General features: G+C 73.5%; 16 protein-coding genes and 1 pseudogene. 5 read left to right on the top strand and 12 right to left on the bottom strand.

All coding sequences use genetic code 11. The annotated features are described in order from the left end of the window. Positions 1 to 34: 34 nt before the first annotated feature. Genes ABT295_RS06285 through ABT295_RS06305 form a run of 5 tightly spaced genes read right to left on the bottom strand, consistent with a single transcriptional unit; the run spans position 35 to position 5,464 of the window. Positions 35 to 760 (bottom strand): HAD family hydrolase, encoded by a 726-nt coding sequence (locus ABT295_RS06285; RefSeq protein WP_352393540.1) that lies wholly within the window; start codon positions 758 to 760, stop codon positions 35 to 37. Positions 761 to 792: 32 nt separating this feature from the next. After that, complete coding sequence (locus tag ABT295_RS06290; RefSeq protein ID WP_352393541.1) at positions 793 to 1,518, bottom strand: GNAT family N-acetyltransferase; 726 nt, start codon at positions 1,516 to 1,518, stop codon at positions 793 to 795. An 11-nt stretch (positions 1,519 to 1,529) separates the two neighbouring features. After that, complete coding sequence (gene gltX, locus ABT295_RS06295; protein WP_352393542.1) at positions 1,530 to 3,143, bottom strand: glutamate--tRNA ligase; 1,614 nt, start codon at positions 3,141 to 3,143, stop codon at positions 1,530 to 1,532. Between the two features lie 32 nt (positions 3,144 to 3,175). Next, positions 3,176 to 3,955: a fumarylacetoacetate hydrolase family protein gene (locus ABT295_RS06300; protein WP_352393543.1), complete on the bottom strand. Its 780-nt coding sequence runs from the start codon at positions 3,953 to 3,955 to the stop codon at positions 3,176 to 3,178. Positions 3,956 to 3,997: 42 nt separating this feature from the next. Continuing rightward, positions 3,998 to 5,464, bottom strand: coding sequence for a SagB/ThcOx family dehydrogenase (locus tag ABT295_RS06305; RefSeq protein WP_352393544.1), 1,467 nt, complete (start codon positions 5,462 to 5,464; stop codon positions 3,998 to 4,000). Positions 5,465 to 5,534: 70 nt separating this feature from the next. On the opposite strand from ABT295_RS06305, the gene ABT295_RS06310 reads away from it, so the two are divergent. Then, positions 5,535 to 6,404, top strand: coding sequence for a 3-methyladenine DNA glycosylase (locus ABT295_RS06310; RefSeq protein ID WP_352393545.1), 870 nt, complete (start codon positions 5,535 to 5,537; stop codon positions 6,402 to 6,404). 158 nt (positions 6,405 to 6,562) lie between these two features. Here ABT295_RS06310 and ABT295_RS06315 read toward each other — a convergent pair whose 3' ends face one another. Then, positions 6,563 to 6,952, bottom strand: a complete 390-nt coding sequence (locus ABT295_RS06315) for a VOC family protein (RefSeq protein WP_352393546.1) — start codon at positions 6,950 to 6,952, stop codon at positions 6,563 to 6,565. A gap of 196 nt (positions 6,953 to 7,148) precedes the next feature. Then, on the bottom strand, positions 7,149 to 7,715 hold the full coding sequence (locus tag ABT295_RS06320; RefSeq protein WP_352393547.1) for a TetR family transcriptional regulator: 567 nt from the start codon (positions 7,713 to 7,715) through the stop codon (positions 7,149 to 7,151). A gap of 121 nt (positions 7,716 to 7,836) precedes the next feature. On the opposite strand from ABT295_RS06320, the pseudogene bioB reads away from it, so the two are divergent. The 4 genes and pseudogenes from bioB to bioD all read left to right on the top strand — a co-directional run. Next, positions 7,837 to 8,910 (top strand): annotated as a pseudogene (bioB, locus tag ABT295_RS06325) (biotin synthase BioB); the annotation flags it as partial. Beyond that, positions 8,906 to 10,246 carry an adenosylmethionine--8-amino-7-oxononanoate transaminase gene (gene bioA / locus ABT295_RS06330; protein ID WP_352393549.1) on the top strand — a complete coding sequence of 447 codons (1,341 nt, stop codon included), beginning with the start codon at positions 8,906 to 8,908 and terminating at the stop codon, positions 10,244 to 10,246. The pseudogene bioB and the gene bioA, both read left to right, overlap by 5 nt. Then, complete coding sequence (locus tag ABT295_RS06335) at positions 10,243 to 11,568, top strand: 8-amino-7-oxononanoate synthase (protein WP_352393550.1); 1,326 nt, start codon at positions 10,243 to 10,245, stop codon at positions 11,566 to 11,568. Before bioA ends, ABT295_RS06335 begins: the two co-directional genes overlap by 4 nt. Then, the gene (gene bioD, locus ABT295_RS06340; RefSeq protein ID WP_352393551.1) at positions 11,561 to 12,274 is read left to right on the top strand and encodes a dethiobiotin synthase; all 714 of its coding nucleotides are present in this window, start codon (positions 11,561 to 11,563) and stop codon (positions 12,272 to 12,274) included. Before ABT295_RS06335 ends, bioD begins: the two co-directional genes overlap by 8 nt. Here bioD and cimA read toward each other — a convergent pair. The 5 genes from cimA to ABT295_RS06365 form a co-directional block, all read right to left on the bottom strand. Further along, positions 12,253 to 13,833, bottom strand: a complete 1,581-nt coding sequence (cimA, locus tag ABT295_RS06345) for a citramalate synthase (protein WP_352393552.1) — start codon at positions 13,831 to 13,833, stop codon at positions 12,253 to 12,255. The genes bioD and cimA overlap by 22 nt on opposite strands. A gap of 301 nt (positions 13,834 to 14,134) precedes the next feature. Next, positions 14,135 to 14,869, bottom strand: coding sequence for a gamma-glutamyl-gamma-aminobutyrate hydrolase family protein (locus tag ABT295_RS06350; RefSeq protein WP_352393553.1), 735 nt, complete (start codon positions 14,867 to 14,869; stop codon positions 14,135 to 14,137). Next, positions 14,866 to 15,633, bottom strand: a complete 768-nt coding sequence (locus tag ABT295_RS06355) for a 3-oxoacyl-ACP reductase (protein WP_352393554.1) — start codon at positions 15,631 to 15,633, stop codon at positions 14,866 to 14,868. The genes ABT295_RS06350 and ABT295_RS06355 overlap by 4 nt, the downstream gene beginning before the upstream one ends. 51 nt (positions 15,634 to 15,684) lie before the next feature. Next, on the bottom strand, positions 15,685 to 17,070 hold the full coding sequence (locus ABT295_RS06360) for an aldehyde dehydrogenase family protein (protein WP_352393555.1): 1,386 nt from the start codon (positions 17,068 to 17,070) through the stop codon (positions 15,685 to 15,687). Next, the gene (locus ABT295_RS06365; protein ID WP_352393556.1) at positions 17,067 to 18,434 is read right to left on the bottom strand and encodes a glutamine synthetase family protein; all 1,368 of its coding nucleotides are present in this window, start codon (positions 18,432 to 18,434) and stop codon (positions 17,067 to 17,069) included. The genes ABT295_RS06360 and ABT295_RS06365 overlap by 4 nt, the downstream gene beginning before the upstream one ends. Positions 18,435 to 18,456: the final 22 nt, after the last annotated feature.

An 18,456-nucleotide genomic window follows, 5' to 3' on the forward strand; every position in this document is an offset into this window, starting at 1 on the left:
TGCGGTGGCCTGTGGGGTGAACCGAAGAGGAATATTACCGGGCATCCCGCGCAGGCCCAAATCGAGGGTCGAGCGCGGCCTCCAGCTCCCCCAGACGGGTCACCACGGGCACCGGCTCGCTCGTGCCCCGACCCTCGCGGTCGAGCCACACGGCCCGCAGCCCGGCGGCCCGGGCCCCGAGGACGTCCCACTCGAGGCTGTCGCCGACGCAGACGACCTCGGAGGGCTCCAGCGCCATGAGGCGGCACGCCTCGAGGTAGACCCGGGCGTCGGGCTTGCCGAACCCCAGGGTGTCGGTGGTGACGACGACCTCGAAGCGGTCCGTCAGGCCCAGCGCCTCCAGCTTGACGGTCGTGGGTGCGAGGGCCGAGTTCGTCAGCAGCGCGACGGCGAGCCCGGCCGCCTCGGCCGCGGCGAGCAGCCCCGGCACGTCGGGGAAGAGGCGCTGCGCCTCCCGGAAGGCCGGCGCATAGGCCTCCTCGAAGGTGCGGTGCGCCGTGTCCGGAAGGTCGAGGTCGAACGCCGTGGCCACCTCGGCGAGGCGGCCCGCGCGCATCGCCTCGAACGGCACGTCACCGGACGCGTAGCGCGGGAACCAGCGGTCGGGGTCGTCGTAGTAGCGCTGCGCGAGGGCGCGGTGGTGCTCGACCGGTCCCGGCCACACGGCGGCCGCCGCCCGGGTGCCGGCCTCGACCATGGCCGCACGGGTGTCGACGATGGTGTCGTCGACGTCGAGGAGCAGCCCGCGAGCCCCGCTCACAGCCGCTGCCGCTGCCGCTGCCGCCGAGTGCGTCACGACCGGCCCTGCCCGTCGACGCCGAAGAGGGGCAGGGCGGGCCCGACTCCCTCGACGACGACCTCGACAGCGACCCTGGCCCTCCCGTCGCCGTCGACACTGCCGTCGCCCCTGCCGTCGACCCTGCCGTCGACGCCGCCGGCGCGGCGCAGCCAGTCCGCCCGCTCGAGGCGCACGTGCTGCAGCGTCTCCCCCGAGTGCTCGAGCACCGACCGGTGCGTGTCGCGGTAGCCGAGGGCGCGCGAGACGCCGAGCGACGCGCCGTTCCCCGTCGTCGCCGAGCTCACGGCCGCCTCGGCGCCGAGGCGCCCGAAGGCGAGCGCCAGGACGGCCGCGCGCATCTGCTGCCCCCAGCCGCGGCCCCGCGCCCCGGCGACGAGCCACGACGACGAGTCGACCGTGCGCTCCGCCCGCCAGTCCGGGCCCTCGAGCCACTGGACGCCGACGACGTCGCCACCGGCGCGCACGACGAAGGGCAGGGCCCAGTCCTCCGGCGACCACAGGCCGAGGGCGCGCCAGTACGACTGCGCGAGGATCGCGCGCCGGTTGGCGCCCTCGTCGAGCCCCGCGTAGCGCGTCGCGGAGGGGTTCATCTCGAGGTCGTCCGGCACGAGCGGCCACAGCGCCGGCAGGTCGGCCTCGGTCATCACCCGGAGGACGAGGTCACCCGTCGTGAGCCGGATCCCGTGCAGGGGCCAGGCCGTGGCGTCGTGCGGCTGCACGTGGTCCCCTCTCAGAGCGTGTCGCGCAGGGACTGCAGGCGGGCCAGCGTCGAGGTCTTGCCGAGGATCTCCATCGACTCGAAGAGCGGCGGCGAGATGCGCGCGCCCGAGACGGCCGTGCGCAGCGGGCCGAAGGCGAACCGCGGCTTGATCCCCAGGCCCTCGACCACGGCCGCCCGCAGGGCGGCCTCGATGGTGGCGGCGTTCCACGGGCTCCCCGTGCCGAGCACGCCGTCGCCGTGGTCGTCGATGTCGGCGAGGGCGGCGAGCGCGGCCTCGAGGACGGCGGGCGCGTCGTCCTTGAGCTGGGCCCGCGCGTCCTCGTCGACGGCGAGCTGGTCGTCGGCCACGAAGAAGGGCCGCACGAGCGCGGGCGCCTCGGTGAGCAGCACCATGCGGGTCTGGATGAGCTCGGCGATCGCCTTGAGCCGCGCCAGCTCGCCCAGCGACTGGGTCTCCCCGAGGACCCCGTCCTCGACGAGGTAGGGCAGCAGCCGGCTCGCGAACTCGCCGACCTCGAGCGAGCGGATGTAGACGCCGTTGAGCCAGTCGAGCTTCTTGAGGTCGAAGATCGGCCCGATGGGGTTGACCTTGGCCCAGTCGAAGGTGCGGCTGAAGTCGTCGAACGAGAAGACCTCGACGTCGGCGCCGTCGGCATCCTGCTGCGGCGGATAGGCCAGCAGCGCAAGGAAGTTGACGAGCGCCTCGGGGAGGTAGCCCTGCTCGCGGAACCACGTGAGACGAGCAGCCGGGTTCTTCCGCTTGGAGATCTTGGACTTGTCGGTGTTGCGCAGCAGCGGCATGTGCGCGAACTTCGGCGGCTCCAGGCCGAGCCACTTGTAGAGCAGGATGTGCTTGGGCGTGGAGCTGATCCACTCCTCGCCGCGCACGACGTGCGTGATGCCCATGAGGTGGTCGTCGACGACGACGGCCATGTGGTACGTGGGGAACCCGTCGGCCTTGAGGATCACCTGGTCGTCCGGCCGGGGCGCCGACACCTTGCCGCGGATGACGTCGTCGAAGACCAGCGGCACGTCGTCGGGCACGAGCATGCGCACGACGGGCGTCTCGCTGAAACCGGGCAGCGCGGCCCGCTCCTCGCGCGTCTTGCCCACGCACAGCCGGTCGTAGCCGGTCGGCTGCTTCGTCTTCTGCTGCACCTCGCGCATCTGTGCGAGCCGCTCCGTGGAGCACCAGCAGAGGTAGGCGTGCCCCTCCTCGACGAGCCGGTCGACGTAGGGGCGGTAGGTGTCGAGGCGCTCGGACTGGCGGTAGGGCGCGAACGGCCCACCGATGTCGGGGCCCTCGTCCCAGTGCAGTCCGAGCCAGGCGAGCATGTCGTAGAGCTGCGCCTCGCTGTCCTCACGGAAGCGCGCGCGGTCGGTGTCCTCGACGCGCAGCACGAACTGCCCGCCCTGCTGGCGCACGAAGGCGAGGTTGAAGAGCGACATGTACGCCGTGCCGACGTGCGGGTCGCCGGTCGGCGACGGCGCGACGCGGGTGCGGACCGGGCCCGACCCGTCGGACGTCGAGACGCGCGGCGCCTCGGCGCCCCGCACCTCCACGAGGTCGGCGTCGGGGACGCTGGCGGACGGCATACCTGTGGTGTCGCTGATCTCGCTCATGGTGCGACCAGCCTAGTGGGCGCCCGAAACGCTCAGCGACGCACGAAGGTGTTGGTGAGCGAGCCGATGCCCTCGATCTCGATGGACACCTGCTGGCCCGCCTCGACGAGCCCCACCCCGGCCGGCGTGCCGGTGAGGATGACGTCGCCCGGCAGCAGCGTGAAGGCCGCCGACGCGTACTCGATGATCGACGCGATGCCGTGGATCATGTCGGCGGTCGTGCCGTCCTGGCGCACGTCGCCGTCGAGGGTCGTGACGATCGAGAGGTCGCTCGGGTCGAGCTCGGTCTCGACCCACGGGCCCAGCGGGCAGCTCGTGTCGAAGCCCTTGGCGCGGGCCCACTGGCCGTCGGAACGCTGCCAGTCGCGCGCCGTCACGTCGTTGGCGATGGTGTAGCCGTAGATGCACTCGGCGGCGTTCTCGGCCTTGACACCCCGGGTGATCGTCTTGATGACGACGGCGAGCTCGCCCTCGTAGGAGATCTCGTCACTGCCGGCCGGGAGCACGACCGGGTCGAACGGCCCGACGACGGCGGTGTTCGGCTTGAAGAACATCATCGGCTGCGCCGGCGCCTCCCCGCCCATCTCCTTGGCGTGGTCGGCGTAGTTCTTGCCGATGGCGACGACCTTGGAGCGCGGGATGACGGGCGCGAGCAGGCGCACGTCCTCGAGCATGACGGGCGGCTGCCCGCTCGGCTGGAGGCCGACGTAGAGCGGGTCGCCGGCCAGCGGCGTGATCACCTCGCTGCCGGGGTCGCCCTGGACGATGCCGTATGCCGGGTCGTCCCCGGTCGTGTACCTCGCGATGCGCACGCGCCCACCCTACGACGGGCGGCGCCCGCGCGCGGAGGGCGGTCAGCGCGGCCAGACGATCGTGACGTCCGCCGGCGACCCCGGGCGGCCGCTGCGGCGGGTGCGGTACTCGGGAACGCCGACGCACGTCCACAGCAGGCCCGCGACGTCGGCGCCGAGCAGGTGGGCGAGGTCGGAGTCGCGGAAGGTCATGCCGGACGCGGCCGCGCCCGACGCGTACGCCATGAGATGGAGCCGGCCCTCGGCGAGCCCGGCGAGCAGCTGCACCTCGCGGTACGCGTGGTCGTCGAGGTCGTCGAGCGGCACGCCGCTCATGGCGACGAACGACGCGTCACGAGCCAGCCCCTGCTCGAGCGCCGCGGCGAAGAGCTCGTCGCGGACCGCCTGCTCGGGGAGCGGACGCACGGGCGACGAGACGTCGGGCCAGCGGTGGATCCCCGTCGCGACGTCGTCGACGGCGCTGACGCCGACCCAGTGGGGCACGTCGACGCCCCGGAGCGCCACGGCCATGGCGTCCTCGAGGACGGCACGGGGCAGCGAGCGGTCGGCGTGGAGCCGGCGGATCGAGCCCTTGCTCGCCACGACCTCGTCGACGCCCGCTCCCCCGTCGTCCGAGATCCGCACTGCTGGGCCGCGGACGAGCTCGGGACCGAGGACCGTCCGCTCCCCCGCCCGCTGGGCCGCCGTGACGAGCGGGAGCTCGAGCCCGTCGGCGTCGTGGTGACCGGGTCGGGCGTCCCCGGTGGGGTGGATGGCGGGGCGTCCGTCGCCGAGGACGACGAGGGCGACGGGGAACTCGTGGACGCGGTCGGCCCCGACGAGGGCGGCCACCTCGACGTCGGGGAACGTCGTGACGAGTCGGGCGGTCAGGCCGGCCGAGTCGGCGAGGGCGAGGGTCTGGGCGAGCATCGTGCCGGCGTCCCAGTAGACGTGGCGGAAGCCGCGTTCCCGGTAGCGCCAGCCGGTGCGCCAGGGGACGCCCGTGACGACGAGCGTCACGGCGTCTCCCGACGGGGCCGGACCGACGGCCACGAGCGCGTGGGCCTCGGGGTCGTACCAGTGCAGGCCCGGTTCGAGGCCGTCGCGCACGACGTCGGCGCCGCGCGGCACGCCGACGTAGAGCTCGAGCGGGAAGCGGGCGCCCGCGGACCCGGCGGCCCGGAAGAGGACGACACCGCCGTCGGCACGGGTCGTGCGCCGCGTGACCCCCGACGACAGGAAGAGGAGGCGGGCGAGGGCCGGGAGGTCGAGCCGACCGGGCTCGACCTCGGCCGTGCCGGCGAGCACCGCGCGGGCGGCGGCCTGCGACGCCGGCAGCTCGGTGGGGAGCAGGGTGCGGTGCAGGTCGTCGTCGTACGCCTTGTAGGCACGGGGACGGCGCGACAGGTCGTTGGGGACGAGGTCCTGCACGAGCCGGTCGTCGTCGGGCACCTCGGTCCACTCCCGCTCCGCGGAGTACGACGTCAGCCGGTGCAGCACGTGGGTGGGTCGCTCTGCGTCCGTTGCCATGCGTCCATCCTGCCCTCGCGTCGCCGGTGCGCGGTGGGATGCGGCGTCGCGACTCCCCTACCCTCGTGGGGTGCACGTGATGAGCGAGGCCGAGTGGCGCGACCGGACGGCGGCGCACGAGGCGCGGGTCGACGCCGCCACCGCGGCGCACCTGGCGCGCCGGCGCGACCACCGCAAGCACCCGGTCGAGGACTTCCTCTTCACCTACTACACCTTCAAGCCCGCGCAGCTGCGCCGCTACCACCCCGGCGCCGGCACCTCGCTCGCCGCTGCGGAGCGGGCGCCGCACACCGACTGGCGCTTCTATGCCGTCGACGGCGACATCGTCCGCGTGGACGTCGAGGCCTTTACGGCCGCCCGCGGCGACACCCTGCGCTTCGTCCGGGAGCTCCTCGTCCGCACGGCGGAGCGGCCGGGTCGCTTCGGCTGCTTCGGGCTCCACGAGTGGGCCATGGTCTACCGGCTCGACCCGTCCGACGTGCGCCACTCGGGGTGGCCGCTGCGGCTCGGCGGCGCCGGCACCGACGCCGTCGTCGAGAGCCACCAGGTGGCTTGCTCGCACTTCGACGCCTACCGCTTCTTCACACCCGAGGCGGCACCGCTCAACGCGCTGGCGCCGACCCGCGAGAGCCAGACCGCCCTCGAGCAGCCGGGCTGCCTGCACGCCGGCATGGACCTGTACAAGTGGGCGCACAAACTGGTGCCCGCGGTCTCGAGCGAGCTCGTGATGGACTGCTTCGAGCTGGCCCGCGACATCCGGGCGCTCGACATGCGCGCCGCGCCCTACGACCTGAGCGAGCTCGGCTACGACCCGGTCCGCATCGAGACCCCCGAGGGCAAGGCGGAGTACGCCGCCGCGCAGCGCGGGTTCTCGGCGCGCGGCCAGGCCCTGCGGGCCCGCCTCGTCGAGGCGATCGACCAGGTGCTCGTCCCCGTCTGACTCCGCCCCCGCGTACCGGCGGACCGCCACGAGCGGGGCCGGAGCGCCCCGCCCACGCTCGGGTTGCCCGGTCGAGGCGTCCTCGTGGCGGTCCGTCGGCGCGGGGTCGGCGAGGGCGGGGTCGGCGAGCCCGGGCCCTGCCGCGGCGGCGCTCGGGGTCAGTCGGAGCCGTCGACGTAGAGGCAGAAGGGGTGGCCGGCGGGGTCGAGCAGGACCCTGACGTCGTCCTGCGGCTGGAACGCCGCGAGCTCGGCCCCCACCTCGACGGCGTGGGCCACGGCCGCGTCCAGGTCGTCGACCTCGAGGTCGAGGTGCAGCATCATGATCGGCCGGCCCGGCTCGCTCGGCCACACCGGTCGCACGTAGTTCGGCTCGGTCTGGAAGGCCAGGTTGTAACCGTGCGTCTCCGACGGCGCGAGCGTGGCCCAACCGGGGGTGTCCTTGTAGAGGGTCCACCCCAGCAGCCGCTCGTAGAAGTGCGCGAGGGCGGATGCGTCCGGTGCGTCGAGCACGACGCCGAACCAGTGCTTCGTCGTTCGTAGCGGCATCGACCCAGCATCCCAGGGCCGACACCAGGGCGGGGCGAAGAAGGGGTCGTCTCCGCGTATCACCGCCGCCTCCTGCTGCTCTGAGGGTTGTCGGCGAAGGTCCAGGCACGCGCGCCGACCACGCCCACCCCTTACGGGAGTGGTGCTGGGCGGCGCCTGGGCCGCCCAGCCCTCTGCCGCACCCGGCCGGGCGCGCTCAGCGCGAGGCGACGAGGCCGCGCACGAGCACCGACAGGCCCACCTCGAAGGCCTTCGCGTGGGCGTCCACGTCACCCATCGACGCCGCTGCCGATGCCGGCTGCAACGTACCCGCGAGCTCGCGATCCTGCTGCGCCGCAACCGAACCCAGCACGTGGTGGAGCACGAGCGCAGCCACCGCGTCCCGCTCGGACGGCGGGGCCCCAGCGGCCTGGACGAGGCGGGCGAGCGACGCCAGGGGGCGCACCGAGCCGGGGTCGACGGCATACGCCAGCCCCACGACGCCGGCCCCGTCGGGCACCTGGACGAGCGCCTCGCGGAGCGCCACGGCGAGGCCGACGAGCGCCTCCGCGGGCGGCTGGTCGGCCGGCGGGTCGGGCAGCTGCTCGAGCAGCGCGGCAGCCACCTCGACGAGCAGCTCCTGCTTGCTCGCGACGTGCCAGTAGAGCGCGCCCGGCGCGACGCCGAGCTCGCGCCCGAGCCGGCGCATCGTGAGGTCGGCCAGGCCGTAGCGGCGCAGCAGGCCGACGGCCGTCTCCACGACCTGCTCCCGACTCAGTGCCACGCGCTCCCCTGACCGTCGCCGGCCGCTCGCGGACCTGCGTTGACAGCCGAGCCTAGCGACTCGGCATACTGAACACCGTTCAAGTTGAACACCGTTCATCGCGCCGTGCAAGGGAGCCCGCATGACCCCCCGCTTCGACGACCTCGTGGACGCCGTCCTCGCCGGCACCCCGGCCACCGCTGCGGACGCCCTCGACGTCCTGCGCGCCCCCGACGACGAGCTGCTCTCCCTGGTCGCGGCAGCAGCGAGACTGCGGCGCAAGCACTTCGGCGACACCGTCAAGGTCAACTACCTCGTCAACCTCAAGAGCGGGCTGTGCCCGGAGGACTGCCACTACTGCTCGCAGCGCCTCGGCTCGGAGGCCGACATCCTGCGCTACACCTGGCTGGGGCCGGCCGAGGCGCTCGAGCAGGCGACGGCAGGGCTGCGCGGCGGGGCCACCCGGATCTGCATGGTGTCGAGCGGTCGCGGGCCCACCGACCGTGACGTCGAGCGGGTCGCGGGCCTCGTCGGCACCCTCAAGGGCGAGCACCCCGACGTCGAGGTCTGCGCGTGCCTCGGCCTGCTCAAGGACGGCCAGGCCGAGCGCCTCCGCGAGGCGGGCGTCGACGCCTACAACCACAATCTCAACACGGCCGAGTCGCACCACGACTCGATCGTCACGACCCACACGTACGCCGACCGCGTCGCCACGGTGAAGAAGGCCAAGGACGCCGGGCTGTCGCCGTGCTCGGGCCTCATCGCGGGGCTCGGCGAGAGCGACGAGCAGCTCGTCGAGGCGCTCGTGGCGCTCCGCGACCTCGACTCGGACTCGATCCCCGTCAACTTCCTCATGCCCTTCGACGGCACTCCCCTCGAGGGCACGTGGGACCTCACCCCCGGACGATGCCTGCGCATCCTCGCCATGGCGCGGATCGTGTGCCCCGACAAGGAGATCCGCATCGCCGGCGGCAGGGAGATGCACCTCCGCTCGCTGCAGGGCCTGGCCCTCCACGTCGCCAACTCGATCTTCCTCGGCGACTACCTGACGTCGGAGGGGCAGGCCGCCGAGGCCGACCTCGAGCTCATCCGCGACAACGGCTTCGTCGTGCTCGGCGCCGATCGGCCCGACTCCCCCGGCACGCACCCGCCCACCCGGGCGGGCTCCCCGGCCACGCGCCGGCGGGGTGCGGGGACGGACGTGCCCGCCAATGCCTGAGCCGGCCGGGTCGTCGCTCGCCTCGCGCGACCGTGGCCTCGTGTGGCACCCGTACGCGCCGCTCGACGGTCCTGAGCCGTATGCCGTCGAGGGCGCCGAGGGTGTGCGGCTCACCGTGACCGCGCCGGACGGCGAGCGGTTCGAGGCCGTCGACGCGATGGCGAGCTGGTGGTGCGCGGTGCACGGCTACCGACACCCGGCGCTCGACGACGCCGCCCGGGACCAGCTCGACCGGTTCAGCCACGTCATGTTCGGCGGCCTGACGCACGCACCGGCCGTCGACCTCGCCGAACGGCTCACCGCGATCGCGCCCGGCCCCATGGCGCACGTCTTCTACGCCGACTCCGGCTCGGTGTCGGTCGAGGTCGCGCTCAAGCTGGCCCTGCAGTACCAGGCAGCCCGGCAGCGTCCGCGTCGCCAGCGGTTCCTCACCGTCCGCGGGGGCTACCACGGCGACACCTTCGCGGCCATGAGCGTCTGCGACCCCGTCGACGGGATGCATGCGGCGTTCCCCGGCGTGCTGGCGACCCAGGTCTTCGCACCACGCCCACCGTCGGCGCGGCTCGTCGTCGCCGAGAGCGGCGAGGAGCACTGGGACACCGACGAGCTCGCCGTCGAGGAGTGGGCGGAGCAGGTGCGGGCACTCGCTCGCGCACACACCGACGAGCTCGCCGCGATCGTCGTCGAGCCGGTGCTCCAGGGGGCCGGCGGGATGCGCGTCCACCACCCCGACTGCCTGCGGCTGCTCCGAGAGGTGGCCGACGAGCACGGGTTGCTCCTCGTCGTCGACGAGATCGCGACCGGCTTCGGTCGCACCGGTCGCCTCTTCGCGTCCGAGTGGGCCGACGTGCGCCCCGACGTCCTGTGCGTCGGCAAGGCGCTCACGGGCGGCTACCTCTCGTTGGCGGCCGTGCTCACGACGTCGCACGTCGGTGAGGCGATCACCCGCTCGCAGTTCCGCGCCCTGCTGCACGGACCCACGTTCATGGCGAACCCGCTCGCCTGCGCGGTCGCCGGCGCCTCCCTCACCCTCGTCGAGGCGGGCTGGAAGGACGACGTGCCGCGCATCGGCCGGCTGCTCTCGACCCATCTCGCCCCCGCGGCGCACCTGCCCCGCGTGGTCGACGTGCGGGTGCTCGGCGCGGTCGGTGTCGTCCAGCTCGACGAGCCCGTCGACGTGCCCGCCGTGACCCGGGCTGCGCTGCGGCGAGGGGTCTGGGTGCGCCCCTTCCGCGACCTCGTCTACACGATGCCGCCCTACGTCACCTCCGACGCCGACGTGCGCCTCGTCGCGGACGCCCTCGTCGGCGCGGTGGGAGAGGTGCACCCGTGAGCGGCGTCTGGGACGACTGGCTGGCCGAACGGGCCGCGCTCCGGGCCGAGCGCGGCACCGAGCGCTTCGACGCCGTCCTGCGTCTGGACCACCCCCGGTCGCGACTTCGCGAGCCGCTCGACCTCGCCTCCAACGACTACCTCGGCCTGTCGCGCGACGAGCGCGTCGTCGGAGCCGCGCACGCCGCGCTCGACCGCTACGGCGCCGGGGCCACCGCCAGCCGCCTCGTCACCGGCACCCTGCCCGTGCACCGCGACCTGGAGGCAGCCCTGTGCCGGCTCACCGGCCAGCCCAGCGCGCTGGCGTTCTCGACGGGGTATGCCGCCAACCTCGGTGCGCTCACCGCGCTCAGCGGCCGCGGGGCCGAGATCCTCCTCGACGCGCACGCGCACGCCTCGCTCCACGACGGCGCCAGGCTGTCCCGGGGGCCCTACGCCACCTTCGCGCACAACGACGTCGACGACCTCGACCGCCAGCTCGCCGCCCGCGAGGGGAGCCGCGTCGTCGTCGCCGTCGAGTCGATCTACTCGGTGCTCGGCGACCGCGCACCGCTGCGCGACCTCGTGCGCGCCTGCCGCCGCCACGACGCGCTCCTCGTCGTCGACGAGGCGCACGGGGTCGGGGTGGCCGGGGCGGGGTGCGGTCTCGTCCACGAGGTGGGCCTCGCCGGCGCGCCCGACGTCGTCGTCACCGTCACGCTCTCCAAGGCGCTCGGCTCGCAGGGCGGCGCCGTGCTCGCCCCCACGGCCGTGCGCAGCCACCTCGTCAACACTGCCCGCAGCTTCATCTTCGACACCGGCCTGGCCCCCGCCGCGGCCGCCGCTGCGGCGGCGTCCGCCGACATCGTCCGCGCCGACACCTCGCTCGCCGGGCGGGTGCGCGCCCACGCCCGCACGATCTCGAGCACGTGCGGCGTCGAACCGGCCGCCGGAGCCGTGCAGTCGCTGCCGATGGCCGACTCGGCGGCCGCCGTCGACGTCGCGCTGGAGCTGCGCCGCCGCGGGGTCCTCGTCGGCTGCTTCCGACCCCCGAGCGTTCCGGACGGCGTGCCCCGCCTGCGGATCACCGCGCGGGCCGACCTCTCCGACGCGGACGTGCTCGAGGCGTCGCGCCTCGTGGCGCGGCTTGCCGCGGCGGACCGACTCGGGGCCGGGCTCCGGGCGGTCGAGGCCGTCGACGACGCCGCCGACGAGGGGCCACGGACCGGGGACGCTCCCTCGCCGGCCCGTGGCCTCCCGTCGGCGGCGGCCGTCGAAGGCGTGACCACCCCGGTGCCGGCGACGCCGCTCGAGAACCTGTCACCCGGCGACGACCGTGCCTGAGGCGCTGCTCCCCCGCGTCGTCGTCGTCACGGGCACCGACACCGACGTCGGCAAGACCGTCGTGTCGGCGGCCGTGGCCGCCACCCTGGTCGGCTCCGGCCGGAGCGTGGCGGCCTACAAGCCGACGCAGACCGGGGTGGGCCCTGGCGAGCCGGGCGACATGGCGCTCGTGACGGCCCTGACCGGCTGCCGCACGGCCGAGGGCGTCCGCCTCCTCGCACCGATGGCGCCTCGGCCCGCCGCCGCCCTCGAGGGTGCCCGGCTCCCCACCCTGGCCCACCACGGGCAGGCCGTGGCCGCGCTCCTGGCGGCGCACGACGTCGTGGTCGTCGAGGGCGCCGGCGGCCTCCTCGTGGAGCTGACCGACGAGGGCGAGACCCTCGCCGACCTGGCGTCCGCCCTGCCCGACTGCGGGGTCGTGCTCGTCGTGCGCAGTGGGCTCGGCACGCTCAACCACACGATGCTGACGCGAGAGGCGTTGTCGCGCAGGGGGATCCGACAGCTCGGCATCGTCATCGGCTCCTGGCCGGCGCCGCCGCAGGCGCCCGACGTCGTCGAGTCCTCCAACCGCGACCACCTCGCCGCCCTGCCCGAGGGTCTGCTCGGGGCCGTGCCCCGGGGTGCGCCCGGGCTCGGCGCGGAGGTCTTCCGCACGTCCGTGGCCGCGTGGCTGCCGGGCCTCGCTCAGCGCCTCGGCACTCCCTGACGCAGCAGGCCGTGCACGATGCCGTCGGTGAGCGCCCGCCACGACGCCGCGAGGATCGAGCCGGCCACCCCGATCGTGTCCCAGGACGTCTCGCCGTCCGAGGTCTCGATGAGCACGCGGGTGACGGCATCCGTGCCGTGCGACGCGTCGAGGATGCGCACCTTGAAGTCGATGAGCTCGATCTTCTCGATCTCGGGGTAGGCGCGCGTCAGGGCCTCGCGCAGGGCGTGGTCGAGGGCGTTGACCGGGCCGTTGCCCTCGCCCGTCGCGATGAGCCGCGACCCGTCGGCCCGCAGCTTGACGGTGGCCTCGGAGGTCGCGTCGCCGGAACCGCTCGAGTCGGTGATGACCCGCCACGACTCGACCTCGAAGTAGTCGGTGCAGCCGGGCTCGAGCGCCTCCCGGAGCATGAGCTCGACGGTGGCGTCCGCCGCGTCGAAGGTCCAGCCGCGCAGCTCGAGGTCCTTGACCTCGGCGAGCACCGCGGCCACGACGTCGGGCCTGTCGGACAGGTCGAGGCCGGCCTCGCGCGCCTTGAGCTCGATGCTCGCCCGTCCCGCCATGTCGGAGACGAGCGTGCGCATGCCGTTGCCGACGAGGGCCGGGTCCATGTGCTGGTAGAGGTCGGGGTCGACCTTGAGGGCGCTGGCGTGCAGGCCGGCCTTGTGCGCGAACGCGCTCGCCCCGACGTAGGGCTGGCGGCTGTAGGCCGGCACGTTCGTCACCTCGCTGATGGCGTGCGCGACGTGCATGGCGCGCGAGAACGAGCCGGGCTCCATGGCGTCGAGACCGAGCTTGAACTGCAGGTTGGCCGCGACCGTGAGCAGGTCGGCGTTGCCGGTGCGCTCGCCGTAGCCGTTGACCGTGCCCTGCACGTGGGTCGCGCCTGCCCGCACCGCGGCCACCGAGTTGGCGGCCGCGCAGCCGGTGTCGTTGTGGCAGTGCGCCCCCACCCGGGCTCCCGTGGTGGCGATGACGTCGGCGACGACCTCCTCGACCTGGTGGGGCAGCATGCCGCCGTTCGTGTCGCAGAGCACGACGACCTCGGCCCCGGCCTCGTGCGCGGTGCGCACGACCGAGAGCGCGTAGTCGCGGTCGAGGTGCCAGCCGTCGAAGAAGTGCTCGCAGTCGAGGAAGACCCGTCGGCCGCGACCGACGAGGTGGCTCACGGTGTCGCGCACCATCTCGAGGTTCTCCTCGAGGGTCGTGCGCAGCGCGCGCTCGACGTGGCCGGTGTGCGACTTGGCGACGAGGCAGACCACCGAGGCCTCGGAGTCCACGAGCGCCTGCACGAGCGGGTCGGTGGCGGCGTCCCCGCCGGCCCGGCGGGTGGCGCCGAAGGCGGCCAGCGTCGCGCGGCGCAGCGACAGCTCGCTGCGGGCCCGGTCGAAGAACTCGGTGTCCTTGGGGTTCGCCCCCGGCCAGCCGCCCTCGATGAAGTCGACGCCGAGGTCGTCGAGCAGCGCGGCGATGGCGAGCTTGTCCGACACCGACAGGTTGAGGCCCTCCTGCTGGGCGCCGTCGCGCAGGGTGGTGTCGTAGACGTGGAGCGCTTCCATGGCCTTCATTGTCCTCGGTCTCGGGGGCCTTGCCGACCACCGGAGCGGTGGTCGGCCAGCGGTGTGGGTGGCGGCCGGTCTCTTCTCGGTGCGCGTGGCCGGGGTGGTGGCCTGGCGCGGCGTCTCCCGCAGGGGTGGTCGGGGAAACAAAAAGACCCCCCAAGGGTTGGGAGGTCTGCGCGACGAGGGTTGCTCGTCGCGCTAGTCGATAATGAGGGTGCCGGTGGGCACGGTCCGCGTCATCACCCGCTCACCGTAGGGCGGCCGTGACGAGCACGGAACACGCGGTCCGGATCGTGGACTACGGTCCCGAGGGGCGAGACGCCCGCTCGGCGGCCGCCTCGACGAGGGCCCGGAAGAGGCGTGGGTCGGTGCCGACCTCCGGGTGCCACTGGACGGCGAGCCGGAAGGTGGCGACGGGGTCCTCCATCGCCTCGAGCGTGCCGTCGTCGGCCCAGGCGGACGCCTCGTAGCCGGGGTGCGTGAGCACCGACTGGTGGTGGTAGCTCGGCACGTCCGCCACGCCGCCGATGACGGCGTGCAGGCGCGTGCCCGCGACGACCCGCACCGGGTGCCGGCCGTACGTGGCGGGTGCGGGCGAGTGCTCGTCGTGGCCCACCCGGTCCGGCACGTGCTGCTCGAGCAGCCCCCCGGCGGCCACCGCCATCACCTGCATGCCCCGGCAGATCCCGAGCACCGGCAGGTCGACCTCCGAGCTCGCCCGGGCCAGCGCGATCTCGGTCGTGTCGCGGTCGGGGCGCGAGTCCTGCACCGTGGCGTGGCGCTCGTCCGCGTAGAGCTCGGGCGCGACGTCCACCCCGCCCGCGAGGATGACGCCGTCGAGGCGGTCGAGCAGGGCTCGGGCGGTGGCGTGGTCACCGTCCGGGCGGGGTGGGATGACGACCGCGATGCCCCCGGCGTCCTCGACGTGCTGCACGTAGCGGTGCGGCACGAGGGCGCCCGGCACGTCGACCCAGCGGCCCCACGAGGCCCGCTCCACGTAGGCCGTGATGCCGATGACGGGGCGGAGGCTCACAGCGGCGTGACGTAGGCGCCCGAGATGCCGCCGTCGACGAGGAACGTCGACGCCGTCATGAAGCTGGACTCGTCGGAGGCGAGGAAGAGCACGGCGTTCGCCATCTCCTCCGGCTCGCCGAAGCGGCCCATCGGCACGTGGACGAGGCGTCGCGCCGCGCGCTCCTCGTCCTTGGCGAACAGCTCCTGGAGCAGCGGCGTGTTGACGGGGCCCGGGCACAGCGCGTTGACCCGCACGCCCTGCCGGGCGAACTGCACGCCCAGCTCCCGCGACATCGACAGCACGCCACCCTTGCTCGCGCTGTAGGAGATCTGCGACGTGGCGGCGCCCATGACGGCCACGAACGAGGCGGTGTTGATGATCGAGCCCTTGCCCTGCTCGAGCATGTACGGCAGGGCTGCCTTGCAGCAGAGGTAGACCGAGGTGAGGTTGACCTCCTGCACCTTGCGCCACGCCTCGAGGTCGGTGTCGAGGATCGAGTCGTCCTCCGGCGGGCTGATGCCGGCGTTGTTGAAGGCGATGTCGACCGAGCCGTAGGTCTCCTTCGCCGTGCGGAAGAGCGCGTCGACGTCCTCCTTGCTCACGACGTCGACGCGCACGAAGGTGCCACCCACCTCCTCGGCCACCCGGGGACCGTTGGTCTCGTCGAGGTCGCCGATGACGACCTTCGCGCCTTCCTCGGCGAAGCGCCGCGCGGTCGCCAGACCGATGCCGGAGCACCCGCCCGTGATGACCGCGACCTTGCCGTCGAGCCTGCCTGCCATGTGGATTCCTTTCAGCCCAGAGGTTTCTCGTGGTGTGTCGCCCGTGCGACGTCAGTCGGTGGAGATGAACACGTTCTTGACCTCGGTGAACGCCTCCAGCGCGTCGGGGCCGAGCTCGCGCCCGATCCCGCTCTGCTTGAAGCCGCCGAAGGGGGTGGAGTAGCGCACGCTGCTGTGCGAGTTGACCGAGAGGTTGCCGGCCTCGACGGCACGCGCCACCCGCAGCCCACGCCCGATGTCGCGGGTCCAGATCGACCCCGAGAGCCCGTATGCCGTGTCGTTGGCCTTCGCGACCGCGTCGGCCTCGTCGTCGAAGGGCATGACGGCGACGACCGGCCCGAAGACCTCCTCCTGCCACACCCGGTCGCTCGTCGACCGCGGCAGGACCACCGTGGCGGGGTACCAGTAGCCGGGCCCGCCCGGCGCCTCGCCCCGGAAGGCGACGTCGACGGGCTCGGGGGCCGCGTCGACGTAGGACCGGACCGTCTCGCGCTGCTGCGCGCTGATGAGGGGGCCCATCTCGGCCGCCTCGTCCCGGGGGTCGGTGACGACGACACCGCGCACCGCGGTCTCGAAGTGCTCCATGAACCTGTCGAAGACGCTGCGCTGCACGAGGATCCGGCTGCGCGCGCAGCAGTCCTGCCCCGCGTTGTCGAAGACGCCGTACGGGGCCCGCGCCGCTGCCAGCTCGAGGTCGGAGTCGGCGAACACGATGTTGGCGCTCTTGCCCCCGAGCTCGAGGGTGACCCGCTTCACCTGGTCGGCCGCGCCCCGCATGATCCGCTGGCCGACGGCCGTCGAGCCCGTGAAGCACACCTTGCGCACGTCGGGGTGGGTCACGAACCGCTCCCCGACGACCGAGCCCTTGCCGGGCACGACGGTGAAGACGCCCTCGGGCAGGCCGGCCTCGAGCGCGAGCTCGCCGAGCCGCATGGCCGTCAGCGGGGTCAGCTCGGCGGGCTTGAGCACGACGGTGTTGCCCGCGGCGAGGGCCGGCGCGAAGCCCCACCCGGCGATCGGCATGGGGAAGTTCCAGGGGACGATGATGCCGACGACCCCGAGGGGCTCACGGAAGGTGACGTCGATGCCGCCGGCCACCGGGATCTGCCGACCGGCGTTGCGCTCCGGGGCTCCCGAGTAGTAGGCGAGCACGTCGCGCACGTTGCCCGCCTCCCAGCGGGCGTTGCCGATCGTGTGGCCGGCGTTGAGCACCTCGAGCTGGGCCAGCTCCTCCTGGTGGTCGCCGACGAGGTCGGAGAAGCGGCGCAGCAGCAGGGCGCGGTCGGCGGGGGCCACGGCGCGCCACGCCGGGCCGGCTGCGACCGCCCGCGCGACGGCGGCGTCAGCCTGCTCGAGCGAGGCCAGCCCGACCGTGCGCACGACCTCCTCGGTCGCCGGGTTGACGACGTCGTGGTTCTGGGTGTCCGTCGTGGTCACAGTCGCTCGAATCCTCTCCTGCGCTCCCAGTCGGTGACGGCCGCGTTGAAGGCCTTGATCTCGACGTCGGCGGCGTTGACGTAGTGGTCGACGACCTCGTCGCCGAAGGCGGCGCGCGCGACCGCCGAGGCGGCGAGCAGGTCGCGCGCCTCCTGCAGGGTCGAGGGCACGTGCGGCTTGTCCGAGGTGTAGGCGTTCCCCTCGAGCGCCGGCTCGAGCGGCAGCTCCTCCTCGATGCCGTGCAGCCCCCCGGCGAGCATGGCCGCGACGGCGAGGTAGGGGTTGAGGTCGCCGCCGCCGACCCGGTTCTCGACCCGCAGGGCCGGGCCGTGGCCGACGACCCGCAGCGCGCACGTGCGGTTGTCGCGGCCCCACGCCACGGCGGTGGGCGCGAAGCTCGCAGAGGCGAAGCGCTTGTACGAGTTGATGTTCGGCGCGTAGAAGTACGTCAGCTCGCGCTGCGTCGCGAGGATGCCCGCGAGGAAGTGCTCGAACATCTCGCTGTGGCCGTGCTCGCCGTCGTCGTCGGCGAAGACCGCCTCGCCGTCGAGCCCGCGGAGCGAGAGGTGGATGTGGCACGAGCTGCCCTCGCGCTCGTCGAACTTGGCCATGAAGGTGAGCGACTGGCCGTGGTGCGAGGCGATCTCCTTGGCCGCGTTGCGGTAGACCACGTGGTTGTCACAGGTGCGCACGGCGGTGTCGAAGAGGAAGCCGATCTCGTGCTGGCCGTAGTTGCACTCGCCCTTCGCGCTCTCGACGACGGCGCCGGCGGCATACATCTCGTTGCGGATGTCGCGCAGCAGCGGCTCGACACGGTCGCCGCCGAGGATGGAGTAGTCGACGTTGTAGCGGTTGGCCGGGGTCAGACCGGTGTAACCGGCGTCCCAGGCCTGCTCGTACGACTCCTGGAAGACGATGAACTCGAGCTCGGTGCCGCAGTGCGCCTCCGTGCCGAGGGCGGCGGCCCGCTCCAGCTGCTTCTTGAGGATCGTGCGGGGTGACTGCAGCACGGGCCCGCTCCCGTCGAGCCAGCTGAGGTCGCACTGGATCGTCGCGGAGTGCGGGGTGCCCGGCGTGCGGCGCAGGGTGTCGAGGTCGAGCTCGAAGAACATGTCGCCGTAGCCGCGCTCCCACGAGCTGATCGCGTAGCCGTCGACGGTGTTCATGTCGACGTCGACGGCCAGGAGGTAGTTGCACCCCTCGGTGCCGTCGTCGAGCACGTGGTCGAGGAAGTAGTGGCCGTGCAGCCGCTTGCCCTGGAGCCGTCCCTGCATGTCGGTGAACGCGACGATCACGGTGTCGATCTCGCCCGAGTCGACCTCCTCGCGGAGCCGGTCGAGCGTCAGTGTGGGTCTGGTCGCCATGGCGTGCCTTCCTGTCGTCCGT

Source organism: Terrabacter sp. NPDC000476 (genome assembly GCF_040300125.1).
In the GTDB taxonomy this organism is placed as follows: domain Bacteria; phylum Actinomycetota; class Actinomycetes; order Actinomycetales; family Dermatophilaceae; genus Terrabacter.

Coding starts and splice junctions, on each gene's coding strand:
- ABT295_RS06365 (WP_352393556.1), bottom strand. CDS start 18,434: ATGGCGACCAGACCCACACTGACGCTCGACCGGCTCCGCGAGGAGGTC.
- cimA (WP_352393552.1), bottom strand. CDS start 13,833: ATGGAAGCGCTCCACGTCTACGACACCACCCTGCGCGACGGCGCCCAG.
- ABT295_RS06315 (WP_352393546.1), bottom strand. CDS start 6,952: ATGCCGCTACGAACGACGAAGCACTGGTTCGGCGTCGTGCTCGACGCA.
- ABT295_RS06305 (WP_352393544.1), bottom strand. CDS start 5,464: ATGGCAACGGACGCAGAGCGACCCACCCACGTGCTGCACCGGCTGACG.
- bioA (WP_352393549.1), top strand. CDS start 8,906: ATGCCTGAGCCGGCCGGGTCGTCGCTCGCCTCGCGCGACCGTGGCCTC.
- ABT295_RS06355 (WP_352393554.1), bottom strand. CDS start 15,633: ATGGCAGGCAGGCTCGACGGCAAGGTCGCGGTCATCACGGGCGGGTGC.
- gltX (WP_352393542.1), bottom strand. CDS start 3,143: ATGAGCGAGATCAGCGACACCACAGGTATGCCGTCCGCCAGCGTCCCC.